Below are 19074 nucleotides of genomic sequence, written 5' to 3'. Positions count from 1 at the left end.
GGCGTTCCTGGACGCCGTGCTGGTGGCGCCGGGACGAGACGACCTGGCCTCCCCGGCCCGGTGGGCGGGGCGTCAGGGTGGGGGCCGTGGGACTTCGTGCGCCGCTGCGCGTCCGCGGGGAACTCGTCGAGCGCGTCGGCGGCCCGGGACTCCGTCATCCACCCGTGCAGCAGCTCGGTCACGACATGAGGGTGGAGCGCCTCCGCCGTCGGGCGCCGGTGCCGGCGGCTGGACCGGTCCGTCGGCGCGGCGACCACCTCGGGTCACCCGTGGACGTCCGAGGTCTCCTCCTCGAGGTCGTCGAGCACCCACTCCGAGAGCTGTCCGGCAGGGACGACGACCGTGCCGGCCCGCAGCTGTTGTGCTGCGTGGGGCGACAGGGGCTCCTCGGCGGTCTCGGCGTGGTAGGTGGCCAGCGCCGCGGTGTAGCCGGCGGCCAGGGCCTCGCTCCATGCCCGGTGACCGGCGTAGCCAGGGTGGCCGGGATCGGGGCTGCGCAGATCGAGCCATCGTGCCGGCTCCGGGGGATGGGGGATGGCGGGCATCAGGCGCTGGTGCAGGGTCCAGGTGACGTCGGCCCAGCGACCGGCGGGGGTGACCACCATGGGGTAGTAGGTGGCGATCCATCGGGTGGGGGAGTGGGGGTGCAGCTCGACGGCCAGAGCCCCGGAGGCAGAGGTGTTCATGCCTTCTTCCTGTGCACGGTGGGAGGGTGGTGGCGGCCGGGGGCTGGACCGCCCCGCCGGGCCGGAAGGGACCCCGACGGCGATGCTCCAGAGTAGGCACTGCACCGACGACGATCGAGGCAGGCTGAGCAATATGACGACGACCGGCCTGTCCGGCCATCCGCAGCGGGGCGCCCCGCTCCGCGGCTCCGGCGATGGCCCGGCGTTCCCGCCCGTGGTGGCGCCTGTCACACCTCGGGCGGGTACTCCTCCGGCCGCAGATCGCGGCTGTAGGGGATGCTGCTGCCGGGGATCAGGTAGTTGGCGGCCCGGACGAGGCTGTCCCGGTGCAGGGGTGGGAGGTAGAGGGCGTGGTGCAGGTAGGCGTCGGCCTCCAGCTCGGCGACCTCCCCGCCCAGGAGCTCGTACGTCTGCCACAGGTCGTGCACTGCCAGACCGGCACCGGCGATCGCGGTACGTATCAACCGGGCCTGTGCTCTGGCGATCGCCCGATCGTCCATGTGATCCCTCCACCCGCCGGTACCAGCGTAGTCGGGGGCGGCGGTCGTCGACGGGGTGGGCGCATGGTCTTCGGCGCACCTGGTTCCCGCGCCCGGAGGCCGGGCGGCCGATCGGCGGGCCCTCGGCATGGATCCCGGTGGGCGTCGCCCGACCTCCAGCGACAGGCAGTGCCGCCACAGGCTGCGGCTGACCGGGGCAGGAGGGCGGGGCGCCCAGCAGCACGTCTCGAGGGGCGTCAGCTGCTGAGGCAGTCGTGGACGAAACCGCGCAGCCACTGCTGGGCGGGGTCGTTGGCGCGCTGGGGCGTCCAGGCCATCGACACCGTGAACCGCGGCATGGTGATCGGCGGCTCCGAGAGGGTGAGGCCGGTGGCGGCGGCGAAGGCCTGCCCGGCGTGGCGGGGCAGGGTGACGACCACGTCGGCGGTCTTCAAGGGGGTCAGGGCTCCGGCGAAGTGGGTGGTGGAGCCGATGATGCGCCGGCGCAGCCCGCGGCCCTCGAGCAGGTCGTCGACGATGCCGCGCCGGCCGTCGTAGGAGACCAGCAGGTGGGGCAGTGCCAGGTAGTCCTCCAGCGACAGAGGAGTGCCCAGGCCCAGGCGCTCCCCGTCGTAGAGGCAGGCGTACCCGGAGCTGAACAGCTCCTCGCGCGGGAAGCTCTCGGCCGGCCCGGGCAGCGCTCCGATGGCCAGGTCCACCGAGCCCTCGGTGAGCAGGGACTCGACGGTGTAGCGGTTGGACTGGCGCACCAGCACGGACACCTGCAGGCCCTGCCCCTGCAGGCGCTTCAGCATCGGCGGCAGCACGTGGGCCTCCACGTCGTCGGACATCGCCAGCACGAAGGTGCGGGTGCTCTCGCGCGGGTCGAAGACGGCCTCCTCGAACAGCACCCCGGCCAGTTCCCGCAGCGCCCACCGGATGCGCGGGGCGATCTCCTGCGCCTTGGGCGTGGGGGCCATCCCGTCCTTGGTGCGGATGAACAGCTCGTCGTCGAAGAGCCGGCGCAGCCGGCCCAGCGCGGCACTGGCGGCGGCCTGGCTGATGCCCAGCACGTGGGCGGTGCGCGTGACGTGGCGCTCGCGCATGAGGACCTCGAAGGTGACCAGCAGATTGAGGTCCACACCCCGGAAATCACGCTCGTCGATGTTCATCATCGCCCATATTAGTTTCCCTTTTGATGAGGGGAAGGGGACACTTCTTCCCATGACCTCCGTACGTGCTGCGGTCGTGCAGGCGGGCTCCGTCCTGTTCGACACCGCGGCCACCGTGGCCAAGGCCGAGCACTGCATCCGGGCAGCCGCCTCCTCCGGCGCTGAGCTCATCGTGCTGCCCGGGGTGTTGCCGGGCGGCCACCCCACGGGCCTGGACTTCGGGATCACCGTGGGGTCCCGCTCGGCCGCAGGGCGGAAGCTGTTCCGCCGCTGCTTCGACGCGGCCGTGACGGTGCCGGGGCCCGGGACGCAGCTCCTGGCCGCGCTGGTCGGCGGGGGGTCCGCCATCGTCTCCCCGCGGGGGGCGGTGCTGGCCGGTCCGTTGCGCGGCGCCGAGGGCGTGCCGGGGGCCGAGGCGGACCTGGACGAGGTGACCCGGGCGAAGTCCGACCTCGACACCGTCGGGCACTACACCCGCCCCGACGTCTTCACCCTCACCGTGGACGGAACCCCCCGATCCGCCGTCCGGTCCGGCGGCGCCCCACCGGGGCGGGCGGGCTGGGGCGCGCCCGGCATTCCCGGAGGCGCCGCCTCCGCCCCCGCTCGGGCGCAGCGTCCGAGCCATCCCTGCGAGCACTCACCCCGAGGACACCATGAGCAAGCCTGACCACAGCAATGACCAGCCGGCCCAGCCCAAGCGCACCTTCTTCCGGCGGTTCGACGACTTCGCCATGCGCTTCTACGGCCCCGCCGCCCGCAGCCCGCGGAACCTGCGGGGCCAGGACCGGCCGAGCGAGCAGACCAGGCAGTGGTACCAGAACCTCCAGCAGGACTACGTCATGGACAAGGACGCCTCCGGCCGCACCTACCTGCGGCCCCGCCGCCCCGAGGACGGCCCCGCCGCCCCGCCGAACCCGCGGTGACCACCACGACCACCCCGCCGAACCGCCGGGGGCCCCAGGGCCCCGGCGGAACAGGAGGTCGCGCGGCAGTTCGCACCGGCTCCCGGAGTCGCGAGGTCCTGCTGTCCGTGCTCCTCCGGGTGCATGAGGAGAAGCCCCTGGTGCACGCTGCGTTATTGATGCACTGATAGTGCAGTATGATGCACTCATGGACGAGAGCACGACGACCCTGGCGGCGGCCATCGGCGCCCGGGTCAAGCAGGAGCGGCAGTCCCGGCACTGGACCCTGGACCGACTGGCCGAGGCCGCCGGGGTCAGCCGCCGGATGGTGGTCAACGTGGAGCAGGGGGCGACGAACCCCAGCGTGGGAACCCTCCTGCGGATCAGCGACGCCCTGGGGGTCGGGCTGCCGGCGCTGGTGGAGCCACCGCAGCCCAAGCCGGTGAAGGTCACCCGGCGCGGTGAGGGGGCCGCCCTGTGGAGCAGTGACTCCGGCGGCCGCGGGATCCTCGTGGCCGGCACCGAACCGCCGGACGTGGTGGAGCTCTGGGACTGGACCCTGGGACCTGGCGACCGGCACGGCAGCGAGGCCCACACCCCGGGCACCAAGGAGCTCCTGCAGGTCCAGCAGGGCACGATCACGGTCCAGGTCGCCGAGCAGTCGATCGTCCTCGAGGCCGGCGACGCGGTCTCCTTCCCCGGGGACGTCGTCCACGCCTACGCCAACCCGGGGACCGGGACGGCGCGGTTCAGCCTGACCGTCTACGAGCCGGGCGTGGGCTCGGGACACCACCCGGAGGTCCCCGGTGCCTGAGCCGATCGTGCTGGAGCAGGTCCTCGACGGCGGCCGTGTCGACGCCGCGGTGTTCGCGCTGTGCCCGGACTACCGTGCCGTGCTGCTGGCCGTCGACGGGCTCGTGCCGGGCCCGAGCGACGAGGCCGGTGAGGAGCTGCTGCGGACGGCCGAAGCCGCCGCCCGCCGCGCGCTGGACGACCGGCCGGTGGAGCAGCTGCCGCACGTGGCCGCGTGGCGGGAGGTCTACCGCGCGTTCGGGGCCAAACCCCAGCGCACGCGCAACAGCCTGGAGGCCCTGCTGCGCCGGACGGCCTCCGGGCTGCCCCGGGTCAACCGGCTGACCGATCTCTACAACGCGGTCTCGGTGCTGCACCAGATCCCGCTCGGCGGGGAGGACCTGGCCCGCTACCGAGGTGCGCCCCGGCTGCTGCGGGCCACCGGCGAGGAGCCCTTCGACACCGTCGCCGGCGGCGAGGCGGTGATCGAGCACCCCGAACGGGGCGAGGTGGTGTGGTGCGACGAGGCCGGGGTGACCTGCCGGCGCTGGAACTGGCGCCAGGGCCGCCGCACCCAGCTGCGCGAGGACACCACCACCGCTCTGTTCGTCCTCAACGCCCTCCACCCCGTGACCGACGAGGCACTGCACGCCGCCGCCGAAGACCTCGCCGCGCACCTGGAGCGGCTCGGTCCCGACGTGCGGATCGCCCGCCGCCTGTTCACCGCCGGCACGACCTTCGACCAAGGAGACTGACATGCTCATCCACCCCTCGGGGCCCATCCCCGGTGGCCGGCGCACCCGGGGGAGTCGGCCATGACCCCCCGTTCCCCCTCCACCGCCGGGGTGCCCCCCTGGGGGCTGGCCGTGGCGGCGATGCTCTCGATCCAGCTCGGCTCGGCCCTGTCCGTGGGCCTGATCTCCACGGTGGGCCCGGCCGGCACCGCCTGGCTGCGGCTCAGCGCCGGAGCACTGATCTTCCTGGCCCTGGCCCGCCCTCCGCTGCGCGATGTCCGCCGGTCCGACGTGCCGGCGCTGCTGGGTCTGGGCGTCACCACCGGGGTGATGACCACCGGGTTCCTCGCCGCGATCGAGCGCATCCCGCTGGGCACCGCCGTGGCCATCGAGTTCCTCGGCCCGCTGACCGTCGCCGCCGTGCGCACCCACAGTCCCCGAGCGCTCGTCTGGCCCGCCCTGGCGCTGGTCGGCGTCGTCCTGCTCACCGAACCGTGGCACGGTGCGATCAACCTCGCCGGCGTCGGCTTCGCCGCGCTGGGCTCCGTCGGGTGGGGCGTCTACATCCTGCTCACCCAGCGGATCGGCGACCGCTTCACCGGCATCGGCGCGCTGTCCCTGACCGTGCCCATCGCGGCCGCCACGGCCGCGGTCATCGGCATCCCGCAGGCCGCCGGGCACATCACCCCCGGCGTCCTCGCCGCCGCGGCCGGGCTCGCCCTGCTGCTCCCCGTCCTGCCGTTCGCCCTAGAGATGCTCGCCCTGCGCCAGATGACGCCCACCGCGTTCGGGACCCTGATGGCCCTGGAGCCTGCCTTCGGCGTGCTCCTGGGGCTGCTCGTGCTCCACCAGCAGCCCTCGGCCACCCAGATCGCCGGCATCCTGCTCGTCGTCCTCGCCGGGGCGGCCGCACAGCGCGGCGGCCGCCGCCCACGGTCCGCCGAACCCACCGAGGTCCACGCCGCCCTCGACCCCATCGGCTAGGGGAGGCCCCCCGTTGCCGCCGGGGCGGCCCCATCCCGGCGGGGAGGGCTGCCGCCCTGGCTGCCGCCGTCGACCACGACAGGAGATGACACGATGTTCACCGGCTTGAGCGCCTTCCCCCTCACCCCGCTCGCGCACGATGCGGTGGACGAGGCCGCCTTCGTGCGCCTGGTCCAACGGCTCGCGGCGGCGCAGGTGGACTCCATCACCGTCCTCGGATCCACCGGCTCCTACGCCTACCTGAGCGCCGAGGAGCGGAGCCGCGTCGCCCGACTGGCGGTCGAGCACGCCGGGAACATCCCGGTGGTCGTCGGTGTCGGGGCGCTGCGGGCCTCGCACGTGCTCACCAACGTCGAGCAGGCGCAGCACGCCGGGGCGTCGGGGGTGCTGCTGGCGCCGATGACGTACCAGCCCCTCACCGACGACGACGTGGTGGAGCTCTTCCGCACCGTCACCCAGAACACCGCGCTGCCGGTCGTCGTCTACGACAACCCGGGCACCACCCACTTCGCCTTCAGCACCGAGCTCTACGGGCGCATCGCGGAACTGCCCGGTATCGCCTCCATCAAGATCCCCGGCGTCCCCGCCGACCCGCGGCGCGCACGAGCACGGCTCCAGGAGATCCGAGCGGTGATCCCGGACCACGTGACGATCGGGGTCTCCGGGGACGCCACGGCGGCCGCCGGACTGGCCGCCGGCTGCGATGCCTGGTACTCGGTCATCGCAGGCACCCTGCCGGCCCTGGCGCTGCGCATCACCCGGCCCGCCCTGGCCGGGCGAACCGACGAGGCGGCGGCCGAGTCTGAGCGGCTGGCACCGCTGTGGCAGCTCTTCGCCGAGTTCGGGAGCCTGCGGGTCGTGGCCGCCGTCGCCGAGCGGCTGGGACTGGCTCCGCGGGGGTGCCTGCCGCTGCCCATCCAGGGGCTGGACGAGCAACGGCGCGCCCGCGTGGCCGGGGTCGTCGACGACCTCGGGCTCGACCAGCACTGAGGCCGGGGTTCCCGGCCCGGACAAGTGCTGGAGCAACGTCGCCGCGCTGCGTCCTGGCCGCGGAACCTGCGTCTCGTCGGTCGTCGCCGTCGTGGCCGCCCCGGGCCCCGCAGAGCGCCCTGTGGCGGGAGCTCCGCCTCCACCGGTCCGTGACAGCGGCTGCCTGCCACAGGCCGGTCAGCGCAGACGCTGTCCGTCCCCGAGCTGGCGCAGGATGTGGGCCGCGTCGTAGTACCGGTGTTCCTCCACGACCTTGCCCTCGGCCCCGAAGCGGCAGAAGAACGCCACCGGGAGCCGCAGCCGGCGTCCGGTCGGCGGCAGCTTGCCCGTGGCGAGAACGAGCGGCCCGGCGTGCACGCCGGAGATCGTCATCTCCGCGGCCACGCAGTCCTCGTCGACGACCACGCGGACCAGCTCGCTCGTCACGTCGGGCATCGCGGTCATGTAGGCCCGGGTGTCGTCCTGGACGGGTTTGCGTCCCTGCAGCGGCTCCGGGTAGGAGGGGTGGACGACCAGGGTGTCCTCCGCGTAGAGGGACGCGACGCCCACGGCGTCGTGGGCGTTGAAGGCCTCCGACCACTGCCGCATGGTCTCCCGATGTCCTGCCGGTGCTGTGGTGGTCACGGTGGCTGCTCCCTGTCCTGACGGCCTGCGCGATACGGGGTTCTCCTCGACGGTAGGAGGCGGGAACCGCGCGCTTCAAGCACGTCATCGGATGTTGTCCTGGCCGACGTCTGCGTGACACTCGTGGCGCCTGCGTGACGCGGCAGCTGGGGCTCCCCGGGCGCGGCGCCGGGCGGGAGCGCATCGCCCGGTGCGATGCGGCGGTGTGGTGGTCGGCAGGCAACAGCTTCTGCCTGTGCGGACTGTGCCCGGGCCCCGGTCCAGCGTGCTCGCCGGCTAGCCGAGCACTGAGGCCAGGTCCAGGGAGGGCAGGTCCGGGGCCTCGAGGTCGGGCCGGGCGAAGTAGGCCGGGTACCGGGTGCCGGAGCGGTTGAGCCAGGCCGTGCGCATCCCGGCGGCACGGGCCCCGTGGACGTCCCACGGGTGCACGGCCACCAGCAGCATCCGTTCCAGCGCGGTGCCGCACCGAGCCGCGGCATACTCGTAGGCCGCCCGGGCCGGCTTCCAGGCCGGGGCGTCCTCCACGCTGAGCAGACGGGAGAAGCGCTGCCGGATCCCGGCTCCGGTGAGCAGCGTGTCGGCCACCGTCGTCGCACCGTTGCTCAGCGTCACCAGCTCAGCCGCCGAGTGCAGGGCCTCGATGCCGGGCACCACGTCGGGGTGGACCTCCAAGGTCGTGAGCGTGCCCATGATCGACTCCACGGCCGCCGCCACGGACGGCACGCCGTCCTCCGCCAGGAGACGGGACAGGCTGTCCCGGGCGATGTCGGCGAAGGCGGTGCTGCCCCCGGCGGCGGTGGCCGCGAAGCCGTCCCGGAGGATCCCGGCGAACCAGGTGGTCGCCAGGTGCTCCGGAGCCCCGGCGGCGGCGAACGCCGGCCCCAGGGGCGCCATGTCGGACAGGGTCTCGTTGACGTCGAACACGATCACATCCACAGCGCTGGCCACGGTCCCACCTCGTCGTCTCCTCGCGGGCCCCGCACGTCGTGGCGGGTCGGTGTGCCCGAGCCTACGCGTCCTTCACCTCGGTCCCCGGGCCCTCTCCTGCATGTCCACCACCACGGCGGGACCGCCGGCATCGTCGGGTCCCCCACGGCCGCCCGGCGGGGCGCGACCGTGGGGCTGGCCGCACCGGCCCGCACCGGCCCGCACCGGCGGGGACTGCCTGTGGACCGGGTGCGTGCCCTCCAGGACCCTGGTGGCCGCCGCCCGCGGCGACCGCCGCACCGCGGCCACGGGCGGGAACGACTACGACGCCGTCCGCGCCAGCGAGGTCGTCCTCGAGGTCGCCTTCACCGATCCGGAGATCGCCGCGGTGGGCCTGACCTCCGCCGACGGGCCGGGCACCACCGTCCGCACCGCCGACCACGTCCACCTGGACCGGGCGATCACCGAGGACGACGCTGCCGGCTCCACCCGGCTGGTCCTCGACCCCAAGGGGAGGATCCTGGGCGGCACCGTCGCGGGGCCCCGCGCCGGGGAGTCGATCGGGGAGCTCGCGCTGGCCGTCCACCGCGGTCCGTCCACCGGGGACCTGGCCTCGGTCACCCGCCCGTACCCCACCTGCGACGACGGGATCTGGAACGCGGCTGCGCTGCACGAGCAGGCCGGGAAACGGCTGCCATGGTCTGCGGTCGGGGTGGCCGGGCCCGCGGGGTCGTGACGAACACGGTCGCCGTGACGGAACAGCGAGTGTCTCAGCGGCTGGTCGGCGACCAGTCGCAGGAGCTGGTGGAACCGCTGATCCCACCGCCACGACGACTGCAGCGCCACCACGATCACCGGGCGGGCGGCTCGGGCCGTCACGGTCGTCTGCGGCCGCCGACCGCCGCGCAGGAACTGCTGCGTCCCTCTCCAAGACCCGCGTCGACTCCGTCTCAATCGATCTCCCGGTCTGCCTTCAGACCCCGCAGCAGCACGTCGAGGGCAGCTTCGAAGTCCTGCTCCTCCATGGCGTCCCGCTCGGTCGAACTGCCGGCGATCGACGTCCGAGTCTGCTCGGCTGCGACCCAGCCCAGGGTGAGGCGGACCAGGGCAAGCGCACCGCGGCGGGCGTCGTCGTCATCGAGGCCGACCGTGCGGAGCAGTGCTGCGAGTTCCGAGGTGGGAGCAAGTGCCTCGGGCGCCACCGCATGGGCGACCGCAACGACATCTGCGCCATCACGCACCTGGAGGATGGCCCGGCGCAGTGCGCGCACCATCTCGGCGGGGCTCTCCTTTCCCGCCACGGGCTGGAGCATGCGCTCTGCGAGGGTCAACAGCAGCGTCTGCTTGTCAGCCACGTGCCAGTACAGTGCCCCTGGCTGCACGCCCAGTTCCCGGGCCAGCCGGCGCATCGTCAGATCCCCCAGCCCGTAGGTGCGCAGCAGCTCCCACGCCGCGTCGACCACGGCGGTGCGGGTAAGGGCCACGGGACGCCTCCTCTCGAACGCGGGAACCGGTCCAGTCTATGGCGGGCCCCGGCGGCTGCCCTGGCGACGGAGGACATGCGCGGAGCACGTTGACACCGGTTTGAACACTGTTCAATAATTGAACGGTGTTCAATGAGCTTCCGGCCTGGCCGACGCTGTTCTGGGGGGCCGAGCCCTCGCCCCGGGCGAGCGCGCAGGGGGGCGGCTCGTGGCAGGCCGAGGGAAGGTGACGGTGCGAAGAGTCCTGGGCCGTCCTGTGGACGACCAGACGCGGTGCGTCCACTACCGCACGGCGCTGGACGTGGTGGCGATCAGGTTCCGGTGCTGCCAGGAGTTCTACCCCTGCCACCTGTGCCACCAGGAGAGCGCGGGGCATGCGGCGGTGCAGTGGCCGATCGAGGAGTACGGCACCGCGGCGGTCCTGTGCGGGGTCTGCAAGGCAGAGCTGGCGATCAACGAGTACCTGGCGGTGGACGCCTGTCCGCGGTGCGCGGCGCCGTTCAACCCGGGATGCCGCTCCCACGCCCAGCTGTACTTCCAGGCGGAAGCCCAGTAGGACTCCCACCGGCGCGCACCCGTGCCGGTGACCACCCCCTGGAGAAGAGGATCCACGAGGTGTCGATCAAGCACTCGACCGGGAGGCCGTCGCGCCGCGAGAAGCCCGTGGCATCCCCGGCGCCGTCGGGGCCCGGGCGCCGGGGCATCGAGCTGTCGGGGGTGTCCGTCACCCGGGAGGGCACCGAGGTGCTGGCCGGGATCGACCTGGTCCTGGAGGAGCACCGCATCGCGGTGATCGGGCTCAACGGCTCGGGCAAGTCCACCCTGGTGCGCCTGCTCAACGGGCTGCTGCTGCCCGACCGCGGCACGGTCCGGGTGGGGGACCTGACCACCGCCGAGGACGCCAAGGCCATCCGCCGGCAGGTCGGGTTTGTGTTCCAGCACCCGGAGAACCAGATCGTGATGCCCCAGGTGGCTGAGGACATCGCCTTCGGGGTCAAGAACCTGGGCCTGCGCGGGGACCGGCTCACGGCCCAGGTCGAGGAGATCCTCCACCGCCTGGGCATCGCCCATCTGCGGGAGCGGGAGTCCTACGCGCTGTCGGGCGGGGAGAAGCAGCTGGTGGCCCTGGCCTCGGTGCTGGTCATGGACCCGGCCACCATCGTCTTCGACGAACCGACCACCATGCTCGACCGGCGCAACCGCCGCCGGCTCCAGGCCACCATCGAGACCCTGGACCAGCAGGCCATCGTGGTCACCCACGACCTGGAGATGATCGGCGACTACGACCGGGCCCTGGTCGTGCACGAGGGCCGGATCGCCCTCGACAGCACCCCGGCCGAGGCCGTGGAGTACTACTGCGAGCTCAGCGACCGATGAACAACGCTCAGCGCACCAGTCCCCTGAGCGGCATCGGCGCCGGGTACAAGTTCGCCGTGCTCTTCCTGGCCAGCCTCGCCCTCTACGCCACCGCCCACCTGGGCGCCCAGGTGGTGGCCTGCGCTGCGGCCGTGGTCGCGGTGCTGCTGACCCGCACCCCGGTGGCCCGACTGGGGCGGATGCTGGGCGGGCTGGTGCTGATCGTCGGGATCGTCGTCGCCACCTTGGTGCACACCACCGGCTGGGAGGCTGCCGCGGTGGCGGGCCTGCGGCTGCTGAGCCTGTGCCTGCTGGCCTGCGCGGTGACCCTGTCCACCCCCTTCAGCGCGATGCTGGCCCTGTTCCAGATCCTCCTGGCCCCGACCCGGCACCTGGGGGCCAACCCGGCGCAGATGAGCCTGGCGCTGTCGATGACCGTGCGGTTCATCCCGCAGATCCGCACCCAGTACCTGCAGATCCGCGAGGCACAGTTCGCCCGCGGACTGCACCACCACCCCGTGGCCGTGCTCGTGCCGCTGCTGGTGCGCACCCTGGAGTCCGCCCAGGAGATCGCGGCCGCCATCGACGCCCGCTGCTACGACTCCACCCCGCCGGCCCGGGCGACCGCCCCACCCGCCGCCGACTGACCCCTGACCCCTCTCCCGAAGGAGCCCCCGTGCCCGCCCAGAACCCCCAGAGCACCCAGAACACCGTCCTCGTGGCGCTCTTCGCCGCCCTCATCGCCGCCTTGGGGCTGGTGCCCCCGATCACCGTCGGGATCATCCCGGTGCCCCTGACCCTCCAGACCCTGGGGGTGATGCTGGCCGGGGCGCTGCTGGGGCCGGTCCGGGGCATGCTGGCCGTGGTCGTGCTGGAGGTCCTCGTGCTGGCCGGGCTGCCGCTGCTGGCGGGAGGCCGCGGCGGGCTCGGGGTGCTCCTGGGCCCCACCGGGGGCTACCTGGCCGGGTGGATCCCGGCCGCACTGGTGATCGGTCTGCTGGTGAAGCACTGGGCGATCCGCCGCCCCGGCACGACGGCCCGGTTCGCCGCCGTGCTGACCGCCACCGTGGTGGGCGGCATCGGGGTGATCTACGCCGTCGGCATCCCCTGGACCGCCGTGGTCACCGGCCTGCCCCTGTCCACCTCCGCGCTGGGCGCGCTCGTGTTCATCCCCGGGGACCTCCTCAAGGCCGTCGTGGCCACCCTGGTGGCCACCAACATCCACCGCAGCTACCGCCGCCTCCTGGGCGGGGTGCAGACGGCCGCCCGCTAGCTGTACCCGGTCACTGGGTTGGTTGCAGACGGCTGATCGGCGGGAGCCCACCGAGGGCGAGGACATGCCCTTTCCGGACCGCGTGTCGCGCTGGGCCGAGGAGCACCCTCCGGAGCCCGCCGTCGTCTGCGGGAGCGAGCGGCTGGGCCGGCGCGAGCCGCACGCCGCAGCTGCCCGGGCGCTGCTGCACGAACAGGAGCCGGCAGTGGGGCATCTGGTGGCGGTCGAGGTCAACGCGGCCTTCGCCGGGCAGGTGCCGGCCTGCGCGGGCTCGACGAAGCGGTGCTGAACGCCGACGGCGGTGCTCTGGCCCTCGCCCACGCCTGCGGCGGCTCCCGGGACCGGTGTCCGTGCTCCGCCTGCTCTCGCGGTCGCAGGCCCTGCCCGAGGCAATCCTGCTACTGGCGGTGATCAGCTCCGCCGGGGGCATCGGCACGGCGGCGGCCCTGTTCGACAAGGTCCCGCTCCGACGCAGCACACGCCCACCTGTCGTAGCCGGTGGTCGGCCGATGCCACGGTCCGACGCGGCGGGAAGGGCGCTCGACGACGCCGACCCGCCCGCCTGATCGTTCGGCTCCCTGGCGGAACCGGGGCCATGATCCTCCGGCGCAGCAGCGCCCCCGCCGATCCTCCGGTCTCGACCACGAGAACTCCCGGCCGGCACCGGTCCACCGGGGCGGAACCGGCGCAGCCGTCGACCGCGGGGTCTCGCCCGTGGCCGACGGCGACGGTCGCGGCGGACAACGAGGCCGGAAGGAGTGCCCGTGGGCACGGACGGACACACGGGCGGACGAGCGGAGAGGCAGCGGATGGTCGCGGGGCGGACCTGCCGCTCACGCGGCCCCGAGCTCACGCGGCAACGGGCGTCGGTCAAGCGCGCCCTCCACGAGGACAACAGCGCCCACCCCGGCGCCGAGGACCGGCGCGCGGAGCTGCTGCGGACCCTGCTCGGGTCGGTCGGGGAGCACGTGTGGCTCGAGCCCTCGTTCCGGTGCGACTGCGGCAGCCAGATCACGATGGGCAGCGGCGCCTGCGCGAACCACGACCGCGCGATCCTCGGCCGTGCCCATCACCACCGGCGACCTCGTCCTCTTCGGCCCGGGCGTGACCCTCGGTGCCCGCGCGGTGATCGGGGCGGGCAGCGTCGTGACGCGCGACGTGCCACCGGACGTGGTCGCCGCGGGCAACCCGTGCCGCGTGCTGCGGCCGATCACCGACGAGGACCGCGCGGCGTACCGGGCGACCTCCGGCGCGACGGGAGCCTGAGCCCGGCGCCCGTGCACGGCCTGGGAACCGTCCGGGGCCGGCCGGGACGGGTCGTCCAGGGGCGCTCGCGGGGGAGCCGGAGACACCCCGGAAGAACTCCCCGGCGTCGGCTTCGACCTGCACCGTGATCGTCTCGGACGGGGCCTCGGCCGAGGCGCCGAGGAAGGTCGTCGTGGCCACCGGAGCGGCCGGGCAGTTCCCGGCACCGCAGGCCCCCTGTTCACCGCCCGGCGTCGACTGCGCGGGGCCGGTCCGGGAGGCGGCTCCGGCGCCCGTCGGGGCGCGGGCCGTGGTGACCGCGCACCCCGGTCCGACATCCGTGGTCGTGCTCGTGGACCGTCCGCCGTCCGGGCCCGTGCTGGCGGCGACGCAGAACCCGCCCTCCGCAGGAGGAGGGAGGGTCTCGGCGGCCCAGCGTCCCAGACCGGTGCCCGGCGCCGCCGGGTCGCGGCGGCCTCCTCGCATCCAGCACCCGGCGGCGTACTCCTGCCCCGCCCGGTGGATCGACGAACGATGTGGCGGATCGCTGCCGCCGTTGCCGCCTCCCGTGCCCCATCGTGGGAGCGCAGGCACCCCCGACAGGCATCATGACCCGCGGTCCCCGGACCTCGCCCTTGACCGCCACCTGCTGCTTGGCGCTCCTCCCCGGCGCCGCCCTCGTCGTCCTCGTGGACGGCCGGTGGGCCGCGCTGATGGTCCTCTGCGGCCTGGTCCTGGCAGGGTCCGGGGCCCTGGGTGAGGAACGTGCCCGCCGGGGACAGCGCCTGGGCCTCGACGAACTCGCCGGTGCCCTCGCGCCGCGCGGCGAGGCCGTTCCTGCCCTGCACGTGCGCCGAGACCTCTCCGGCGTCCACTGGTCCATCGGCGCGCCGTCGATCGCCGCCGGGCCGCCGCAGCAGTGCTCGAGGAGCAGGCGCCCGGCCGGCATGTTCTCCTGGACGAGGTACGGCCCACTGCGGCCGTGTGCAGCTCGGGACGGCCGCGCCCACGGCGGGAAGCCCGCACCGGCCGCGCCGGTGTGCGGCGGCTCCGGTGAGCAGGCATCCTGTTCCAAGCCCCTCCGCCGTCGAAAGGACCCCCGTGCCCGTCCGCCCCGCCCTGACCGCCGACGTCCCCGCCCTGGCCGAGCTGGCCGCCGGCACCTTCCCCCTCGCGTGCCCGCCGCATCTGGGCGAGCGGGCCGTCGCGGCGTTCATCGAGGAGTTCCTCTCCACCGGCCGCTTCACCGAGTACCTGCAGGATCCCCACCGGGTGGTCCTCGTGGAGGACACCGGCGGGACGCTGCGCGGCTACGCGATGGTCGTGCTCGGGGACCCCGCCGATCCGGAGGTCGCCGGCGCGGTCGCCGCGCGGCCGGCGGCGGAACTGAGCAAGTGCTACGTCGCCGCCGAGCACCACGGCACCGGTGCCGCCGCACGCCTGATCACCGCGTGCACGAAGGCCGCCCGGGACCGCGGCGCCCGCGCGATGTGGCTGGGCACCAACCAGGACAACGCCCGCGCCATCACCTTCTACACCAGGCACGGCTTCACCGTCGTGGGGCGGCGGCGCTTCACGATCGGCGACCGCCAGGAGAACGACGTCGTCATGGAGCGCCCGCTCGTCCAGCCCTCGCGGACGAGAAGGGCCCCCGGCTCCGTCGACGCCGCCGAGGGCTAGCCCCCCGGCTCACCACGCACTGCTCCCAGCGGCCCCAGCGGCGTGGATCGGACGGCGGACCACCCGTCGTCGGAGGTCAGGACCGCGGCGTTGACGCGCAGGCCCTCCTCGGCGTACACGGACGCCGTGCGGCGCGTGGTGCCCACCACCGGCAGCACGGCCCGGCATCGCCGCGGGCCCGGGCGTCGACGGCGGACAATGGTGTTCCAGCCGACGAGAGGAACCCCGGAATGGACGTGGTCATCCTGCCCAGCGCCGCGGACGTCGCCGCGTACGCGGCCGACGTCGTCGCCGCCCGGATCGCCCGGGAACCCGACGCCGTGCTCGGCGTGGCCACGGGGTCCTCCCCGGTCGGGATCTACCGGGAGCTGGCCCGGCGCCGCAGGGAAGGGGAGCTGGAGCTCGCACGCCTCACCTGCTTCGCCCTGGACGAGTACGTCGGGCTCGCACCCGGCGACCCGCACAGCTACGCCGCGTACCTGGAGCGGGAGGTCGCCGGCCCCCTCGGCCTGCCGGCCGACCGCGTCCACGTGCCGGAGGGCTCCGGGGCGGACCTGGAGCAGGCCGCCCAGGCGTACGAGCAGGCGATCGCCGCGGCCGGTGGCATCGATCTGCAGATCCTCGGGATCGGCACCAACGGCCACATCGGCTTCAACGAACCCCTGTCGTCGTTGTCCTCCCGCACCCGGGCGCTGGCGCTGTCCGCCCAGACGCGCGCCGACAACGCCCGCTTCTTCGACCGTCCCGACGACGTGCCCACGCACTGCCTCACCCAGGGGCTCGGCACGATCCTCGAGGCGCGGCAGCTGCTGCTCGTCGCACAGGGGCAGCGCAAGGCGGCGGCCGTCGCCGCGGCGGTGGAGGGCCCCGTGGCGGCCCGGTGCCCGGCCTCGGTGCTGCAGTTCCATCCACGCACCACGGTGGTGCTGGACGAGGCCGCCGCGAGCGGGCTGACGCTCGGCGGATACCGCCGCCCCGACGTGGCCGGGAGGGGCGACGCGGAGCAGCAGCGGTCACTCGACGACCCGCCGTGCTCATGACCTTGCCGGCAACGGCTCCCACGGAGTCCTGAGGGCTCGACCGGTGAAGCGCAGAGGATCCGGGCGGTCCCCGGCAGGACAGGCCGCGGGCGGGAGGCGCCCTCGGGGTTCGTCGGCTGTTGGCCGCACCGTCACGCGGCGGAGGGCCGCCGGTCACCGAGGGCCTGCACGGTGAGGGCGCTCCCGATGCCTCGTGGAAGGACCTCCTCATGACCTTGTTCCTGCGCACCCTGACGGCCGGCGGCGCCGTCGCGGTCTCGCTCGCCGTCCCGCAGACGGCGGCGGCCGCCGAGGTCGAGCTGGGCGAGCCGCTGGCCCAGGCCCACGCCCACAACGACTACGAGCACGAGCGGCCGCTGCTGGACGCGCTCGAGCACGGGTTCACCTCCGTGGAGGCCGATGTGTGGCTGGTGGACGGCGAGCTGCGGGTGGCCCACGACTCCTGGGAGCTGGCCGACGCCCCGACCCTGGAGGAGGCCTACCTGGATCCGCTGGCCCAGCTCGTCTCTCCGAACGGCAAGCAGCTCTACCCGGGCTACGACGGGGACTTCCAGCTGCTCATCGACCTCAAGAGCGGCGGGGCGGACACCTGGGCCGCCGTGGAGGAGGAGCTGGCCGAGCACAGGAAGTTCATCACCCGCTACCAGGACGGCCAGATCAGGGACCGTGCCGTGGAAGCGGTCATCAGCGGCAACCGCCCCCTGGCGGACATGCAGGCCGCCGAGACCCGGTACTCCTTCTACGACGGACGCTCCACCGACCTGGGCCAGGGACTGGACCCGGGGCTCATGCCGCTGATCAGCGAGAACTGGACCAGGCTGTTCACCTGGCAGGGGGCGGGCGAGATGCCGGCCGCCGAGCGGGAGCGGCTCCGCGCCTACGTCGCGCAGGCCCACGGCGCCGGCTACCGGGTGCGGTTCTGGGCCACCAACGACCTCGCCGGCCCGGCCCGCGAGAAGCTGTGGACAGAGCTGCGCGCGGCCGGAGTGGACCACATCAACACCGACGACCTCGAAGGGCTCGAGGAGTTCCTCTCCGCACCTGCGAACTGAACCGGTTGCCGCGCCTCTCCCCGGCAGCCCCACCGACCGGGCCCGGGCGCCGGCCACGCACCACCGTTGCGAAGGCGTCCCCGGGCCTCCGTACGCGAACACCCCCCACCGATGAGGAGCACCTCCGTGTCCACCCCCCTCTCCCGCCGCGGCTTCCTGGGCACCGGTGCCGGCGCAGCCGCCCTGGGCTTCGCCTTCGCCGGCGCCGGCAGCCTGGCCCCCTTCGCCCGTCCGGCCAACGCCGCGACCCGCAACGCCGTCGGCTACGGCGCCCTGGTGCCCGACCCCAGGGGCATCCTGGCGCTGCCCGAGGGCTTTTCCTACAAGCTGCTGGCCCGCTCCGGGCAGACCCCCACCGCCGACGGCACCCACCCCTCCGACCCCGACGGCATGGGCGTGTTCGACGGCCCCGACGGCGGGTCCGTGCTGATCTGCAACCACGAGAACAGCGGCAGGGAACCGCACCCGGTCCCTGCCGTGGAGGGGCTGACCTACGACCCCGGAGCCGTCGGCGGCACCTCCACCCTCGTCGTGGACGCCGACGGGAACCGGGTCGACCAGTACACCTCGGTGGCCGGCACCAACAACAACTGCGCCGGCGGCATCTCCCCGTGGGGCACCTGGCTGACCTGTGAGGAGACCGAGGCCCGCGCCGGCACGGGCACCAACACCAAGGACCACGGCTACGTCTTCGAGGTCGACCCCACCGGTCGTGAGGCCAACCTCGGCAAGTCCGCGGTGCCGCTGAAGTTCCTGGGCCGCTACTCCCACGAGGCCGTGGCGATCGACCCGGCCACCACGCAGATCTACCTCACCGAGGACGCCTCCAACCCCAACGGCCTCTACCTGCGCTGGAGCCCGCCGTCCGGTTTCGTCCCGGGCAAGGACGCCCTGCGCACCCTCGCCCAGGCACCGGGCGGGGACACCGCCGGGCGGCTGCAGGCCATGCAGTGCTTCCGGGGCGACACGCCCATCCGCGACCTCTCCGAGGCCACCCGGATCGGGACCCGCTACAAGGTCCGGTGGACCGACGTCCCGGACCGCGACGCCCGCACCACCTCGGTGCGCAAGCAGCTCACCGACGACCAGGTCACCCGGGCCCGCAAGCTCGAGGGCCAGTGGTGGGCCGACGGCGGGGCCTGGTTCGTCTCCAGCTTCGCCCGCACCTCCGACGGGTCCGTCCACGAGCACGACGGCCAGGTCTGGCTCTACGACCCCGCCACGGAGACCGTCACGCTGAGCACCATCTTCGGGGTCAATCCGGACCCCGCCCAGGACGGGCACTTCGACGGGCCCGACAACATCACCGTGGCCCCGCAGGGCGGGCTGATCCTGGCCGAGGACGGCTCCGGGGTCTCCCACCTGGTGGGCGTCACCGACCAGGGCAAGTCCTACCCGATGGCGCGCAACGAGTACAACAACTCGGAGTTCTGCGGCCCGGCCTTCTCCCACGACGGGAAGTGGTTGTTCGCCAACATCCAGTCCCCCGGCTTCACCCTGGCCATCACCGGGCCGTGGACCCGCCCCTCCAACGCCGCCTCGGGCGGGGAGGCCCAGTGACGCGGTCCTGAGCCGGTCGCGGGCTCCAATCCCGCGTCGAGGGGCGGAGCCCGCGACGGCGGGGCGGCCCGTCCTTCCGTCGAGGTGGGCCCGG

At 73.8% G+C, this 19074-nt stretch carries 23 protein-coding genes and 1 pseudogene; 18 read left to right on the top strand and 6 right to left on the bottom strand.

The features are described from left to right. Positions 1–263: 263 nt before the first annotated feature. The 3 genes from ACYSMR_RS01960 to ACYSMR_RS01950 all read right to left on the bottom strand — a co-directional run bounded on the left by ACYSMR_RS01960 (position 264) and on the right by ACYSMR_RS01950 (position 2340). Positions 264–686 carry a hypothetical protein gene (locus ACYSMR_RS01960; protein ID WP_461747203.1) on the bottom strand — a complete coding sequence of 141 codons (423 nt, stop codon included), beginning with the start codon at positions 684–686 and terminating at the stop codon, positions 264–266. 227 nt (positions 687–913) lie between these two features. Next, the gene (locus ACYSMR_RS01955) at positions 914–1186 is read right to left on the bottom strand and encodes a hypothetical protein (RefSeq protein WP_251334642.1); all 273 of its coding nucleotides are present in this window, start codon (positions 1184–1186) and stop codon (positions 914–916) included. A gap of 236 nt (positions 1187–1422) precedes the next feature. After that, positions 1423–2340: a LysR family transcriptional regulator gene (locus tag ACYSMR_RS01950; RefSeq protein ID WP_251334641.1), complete on the bottom strand. Its 918-nt coding sequence runs from the start codon at positions 2338–2340 to the stop codon at positions 1423–1425. 49 nt (positions 2341–2389) lie between these two features. Between ACYSMR_RS01950 and ACYSMR_RS01945 the strand changes: the two genes are divergently transcribed. The 6 genes from ACYSMR_RS01945 (at position 2390) to ACYSMR_RS01920 (ending at position 6739) form a co-directional block, all read left to right on the top strand. Continuing rightward, positions 2390–3004 (top strand): nitrilase-related carbon-nitrogen hydrolase, encoded by a 615-nt coding sequence (locus ACYSMR_RS01945; RefSeq protein ID WP_461747202.1) that lies wholly within the window; start codon positions 2390–2392, stop codon positions 3002–3004. Next, positions 2991–3260, top strand: a complete 270-nt coding sequence (locus ACYSMR_RS01940) for a hypothetical protein (protein ID WP_251334639.1) — start codon at positions 2991–2993, stop codon at positions 3258–3260. The genes ACYSMR_RS01945 and ACYSMR_RS01940 overlap by 14 nt, the downstream gene beginning before the upstream one ends. 187 nt (positions 3261–3447) lie before the next feature. After that, positions 3448–4053: a helix-turn-helix domain-containing protein gene (locus tag ACYSMR_RS01935; RefSeq protein WP_461747201.1), complete on the top strand. Its 606-nt coding sequence runs from the start codon at positions 3448–3450 to the stop codon at positions 4051–4053. Then, entirely contained in the window at positions 4046–4786 is a 741-nt protein-coding gene (locus tag ACYSMR_RS01930) for a B3/B4 domain-containing protein (protein WP_461747200.1), read from the top strand. The genes ACYSMR_RS01935 and ACYSMR_RS01930 overlap by 8 nt, the downstream gene beginning before the upstream one ends. A 60-nt stretch (positions 4787–4846) precedes the next feature. Further along, positions 4847–5749: an EamA family transporter gene (locus tag ACYSMR_RS01925; RefSeq protein ID WP_251334636.1), complete on the top strand. Its 903-nt coding sequence runs from the start codon at positions 4847–4849 to the stop codon at positions 5747–5749. 93 nt (positions 5750–5842) lie between these two features. Continuing rightward, on the top strand, positions 5843–6739 hold the full coding sequence (locus ACYSMR_RS01920; protein WP_461747199.1) for a dihydrodipicolinate synthase family protein: 897 nt from the start codon (positions 5843–5845) through the stop codon (positions 6737–6739). Between the two features lie 177 nt (positions 6740–6916). Here the strand turns inward: ACYSMR_RS01920 and ACYSMR_RS01915 are convergent, their stop codons facing one another. After that, a complete protein-coding gene (locus ACYSMR_RS01915) occupies positions 6917–7363 on the bottom strand; it encodes an ester cyclase (RefSeq protein WP_251334634.1) in 447 nt (148 codons plus the stop codon). 276 nt (positions 7364–7639) lie between these two features. Next, complete coding sequence (locus ACYSMR_RS01910; RefSeq protein ID WP_461747198.1) at positions 7640–8311, bottom strand: haloacid dehalogenase type II; 672 nt, start codon at positions 8309–8311, stop codon at positions 7640–7642. Between the two features lie 232 nt (positions 8312–8543). Here ACYSMR_RS01910 and ACYSMR_RS01905 point away from each other — a divergent pair, with 232 nt between their 5' ends. Beyond that, entirely contained in the window at positions 8544–9026 is a 483-nt protein-coding gene (locus ACYSMR_RS01905; protein WP_461747197.1) for a hypothetical protein, read from the top strand. A 214-nt stretch (positions 9027–9240) separates the two neighbouring features. On the opposite strand, the gene ACYSMR_RS01900 is transcribed toward ACYSMR_RS01905, so the two are convergent. Next, a complete protein-coding gene (locus ACYSMR_RS01900) occupies positions 9241–9774 on the bottom strand; it encodes a TetR/AcrR family transcriptional regulator C-terminal domain-containing protein (RefSeq protein WP_251334631.1) in 534 nt (177 codons plus the stop codon). Between the two features lie 256 nt (positions 9775–10030). On the opposite strand from ACYSMR_RS01900, the gene ACYSMR_RS01895 reads away from it, so the two are divergent. From ACYSMR_RS01895 to ACYSMR_RS01845, 11 genes and pseudogenes are all read left to right on the top strand, one after another. Further along, positions 10031–10330: a CHY zinc finger protein gene (locus ACYSMR_RS01895; protein WP_251334630.1), complete on the top strand. Its 300-nt coding sequence runs from the start codon at positions 10031–10033 to the stop codon at positions 10328–10330. Between the two features lie 59 nt (positions 10331–10389). Next, positions 10390–11151 (top strand): energy-coupling factor ABC transporter ATP-binding protein, encoded by a 762-nt coding sequence (locus tag ACYSMR_RS01890; RefSeq protein WP_461747196.1) that lies wholly within the window; start codon positions 10390–10392, stop codon positions 11149–11151. Further along, positions 11148–11777: an energy-coupling factor transporter transmembrane component T family protein gene (locus tag ACYSMR_RS01885; protein WP_251334628.1), complete on the top strand. Its 630-nt coding sequence runs from the start codon at positions 11148–11150 to the stop codon at positions 11775–11777. The genes ACYSMR_RS01890 and ACYSMR_RS01885 overlap by 4 nt, the downstream gene beginning before the upstream one ends. 29 nt (positions 11778–11806) lie before the next feature. Next, entirely contained in the window at positions 11807–12403 is a 597-nt protein-coding gene (locus ACYSMR_RS01880) for a biotin transporter BioY (protein WP_251334627.1), read from the top strand. Positions 12404–12467: 64 nt separating this feature from the next. Next, entirely contained in the window at positions 12468–12692 is a 225-nt protein-coding gene (locus tag ACYSMR_RS01875; RefSeq protein ID WP_251334626.1) for a hypothetical protein, read from the top strand. Positions 12693–13212: 520 nt separating this feature from the next. Beyond that, positions 13213–13353, top strand: a pseudogene (locus ACYSMR_RS01870) (maltose acetyltransferase domain-containing protein); the annotation flags it as partial. Positions 13354–13465: 112 nt separating this feature from the next. After that, the gene (locus ACYSMR_RS01865) at positions 13466–13669 is read left to right on the top strand and encodes a hypothetical protein (RefSeq protein ID WP_461748055.1); all 204 of its coding nucleotides are present in this window, start codon (positions 13466–13468) and stop codon (positions 13667–13669) included. A 1080-nt stretch (positions 13670–14749) separates the two neighbouring features. After that, on the top strand, positions 14750–15328 hold the full coding sequence (locus ACYSMR_RS01860; protein WP_461747195.1) for a GNAT family N-acetyltransferase: 579 nt from the start codon (positions 14750–14752) through the stop codon (positions 15326–15328). Positions 15329–15558: 230 nt separating this feature from the next. Further along, complete coding sequence (nagB, locus tag ACYSMR_RS01855) at positions 15559–16368, top strand: glucosamine-6-phosphate deaminase (RefSeq protein ID WP_461747194.1); 810 nt, start codon at positions 15559–15561, stop codon at positions 16366–16368. Positions 16369–16577: 209 nt separating this feature from the next. Then, positions 16578–17420 (top strand): phosphatidylinositol-specific phospholipase C/glycerophosphodiester phosphodiesterase family protein, encoded by an 843-nt coding sequence (locus tag ACYSMR_RS01850; protein ID WP_251334622.1) that lies wholly within the window; start codon positions 16578–16580, stop codon positions 17418–17420. A 126-nt stretch (positions 17421–17546) separates the two neighbouring features. Beyond that, positions 17547–18980, top strand: a complete 1434-nt coding sequence (locus ACYSMR_RS01845) for an alkaline phosphatase PhoX (RefSeq protein WP_461747193.1) — start codon at positions 17547–17549, stop codon at positions 18978–18980. The last annotated feature ends 94 nt before the right edge of the window (positions 18981–19074 follow it).

The sequence above is a fragment of the Kocuria sp. U4B genome, from assembly GCF_054875615.1.
The sequence above is the reverse complement of the archived record's forward strand: the minus strand, read 5'-3'. Positions and strand labels throughout refer to the sequence as shown.

Coding starts and splice junctions, on each gene's coding strand:
- ACYSMR_RS01960 (WP_461747203.1), bottom strand. CDS start 686: ATGAACACCTCTGCCTCCGGGGCTCTGGCCGTCGAGCTGCACCCCCAC.
- ACYSMR_RS01955 (WP_251334642.1), bottom strand. CDS start 1,186: ATGGACGATCGGGCGATCGCCAGAGCACAGGCCCGGTTGATACGTACC.
- ACYSMR_RS01950 (WP_251334641.1), bottom strand. CDS start 2,340: ATGATGAACATCGACGAGCGTGATTTCCGGGGTGTGGACCTCAATCTG.
- ACYSMR_RS01945 (WP_461747202.1), top strand. CDS start 2,390: ATGACCTCCGTACGTGCTGCGGTCGTGCAGGCGGGCTCCGTCCTGTTC.
- ACYSMR_RS01940 (WP_251334639.1), top strand. CDS start 2,991: ATGAGCAAGCCTGACCACAGCAATGACCAGCCGGCCCAGCCCAAGCGC.
- ACYSMR_RS01935 (WP_461747201.1), top strand. CDS start 3,448: ATGGACGAGAGCACGACGACCCTGGCGGCGGCCATCGGCGCCCGGGTC.
- ACYSMR_RS01925 (WP_251334636.1), top strand. CDS start 4,847: ATGACCCCCCGTTCCCCCTCCACCGCCGGGGTGCCCCCCTGGGGGCTG.
- ACYSMR_RS01920 (WP_461747199.1), top strand. CDS start 5,843: ATGTTCACCGGCTTGAGCGCCTTCCCCCTCACCCCGCTCGCGCACGAT.
- ACYSMR_RS01885 (WP_251334628.1), top strand. CDS start 11,148: ATGAACAACGCTCAGCGCACCAGTCCCCTGAGCGGCATCGGCGCCGGG.
- ACYSMR_RS01875 (WP_251334626.1), top strand. CDS start 12,468: ATGCCCTTTCCGGACCGCGTGTCGCGCTGGGCCGAGGAGCACCCTCCG.
- nagB (WP_461747194.1), top strand. CDS start 15,559: ATGGACGTGGTCATCCTGCCCAGCGCCGCGGACGTCGCCGCGTACGCG.
- ACYSMR_RS01850 (WP_251334622.1), top strand. CDS start 16,578: ATGACCTTGTTCCTGCGCACCCTGACGGCCGGCGGCGCCGTCGCGGTC.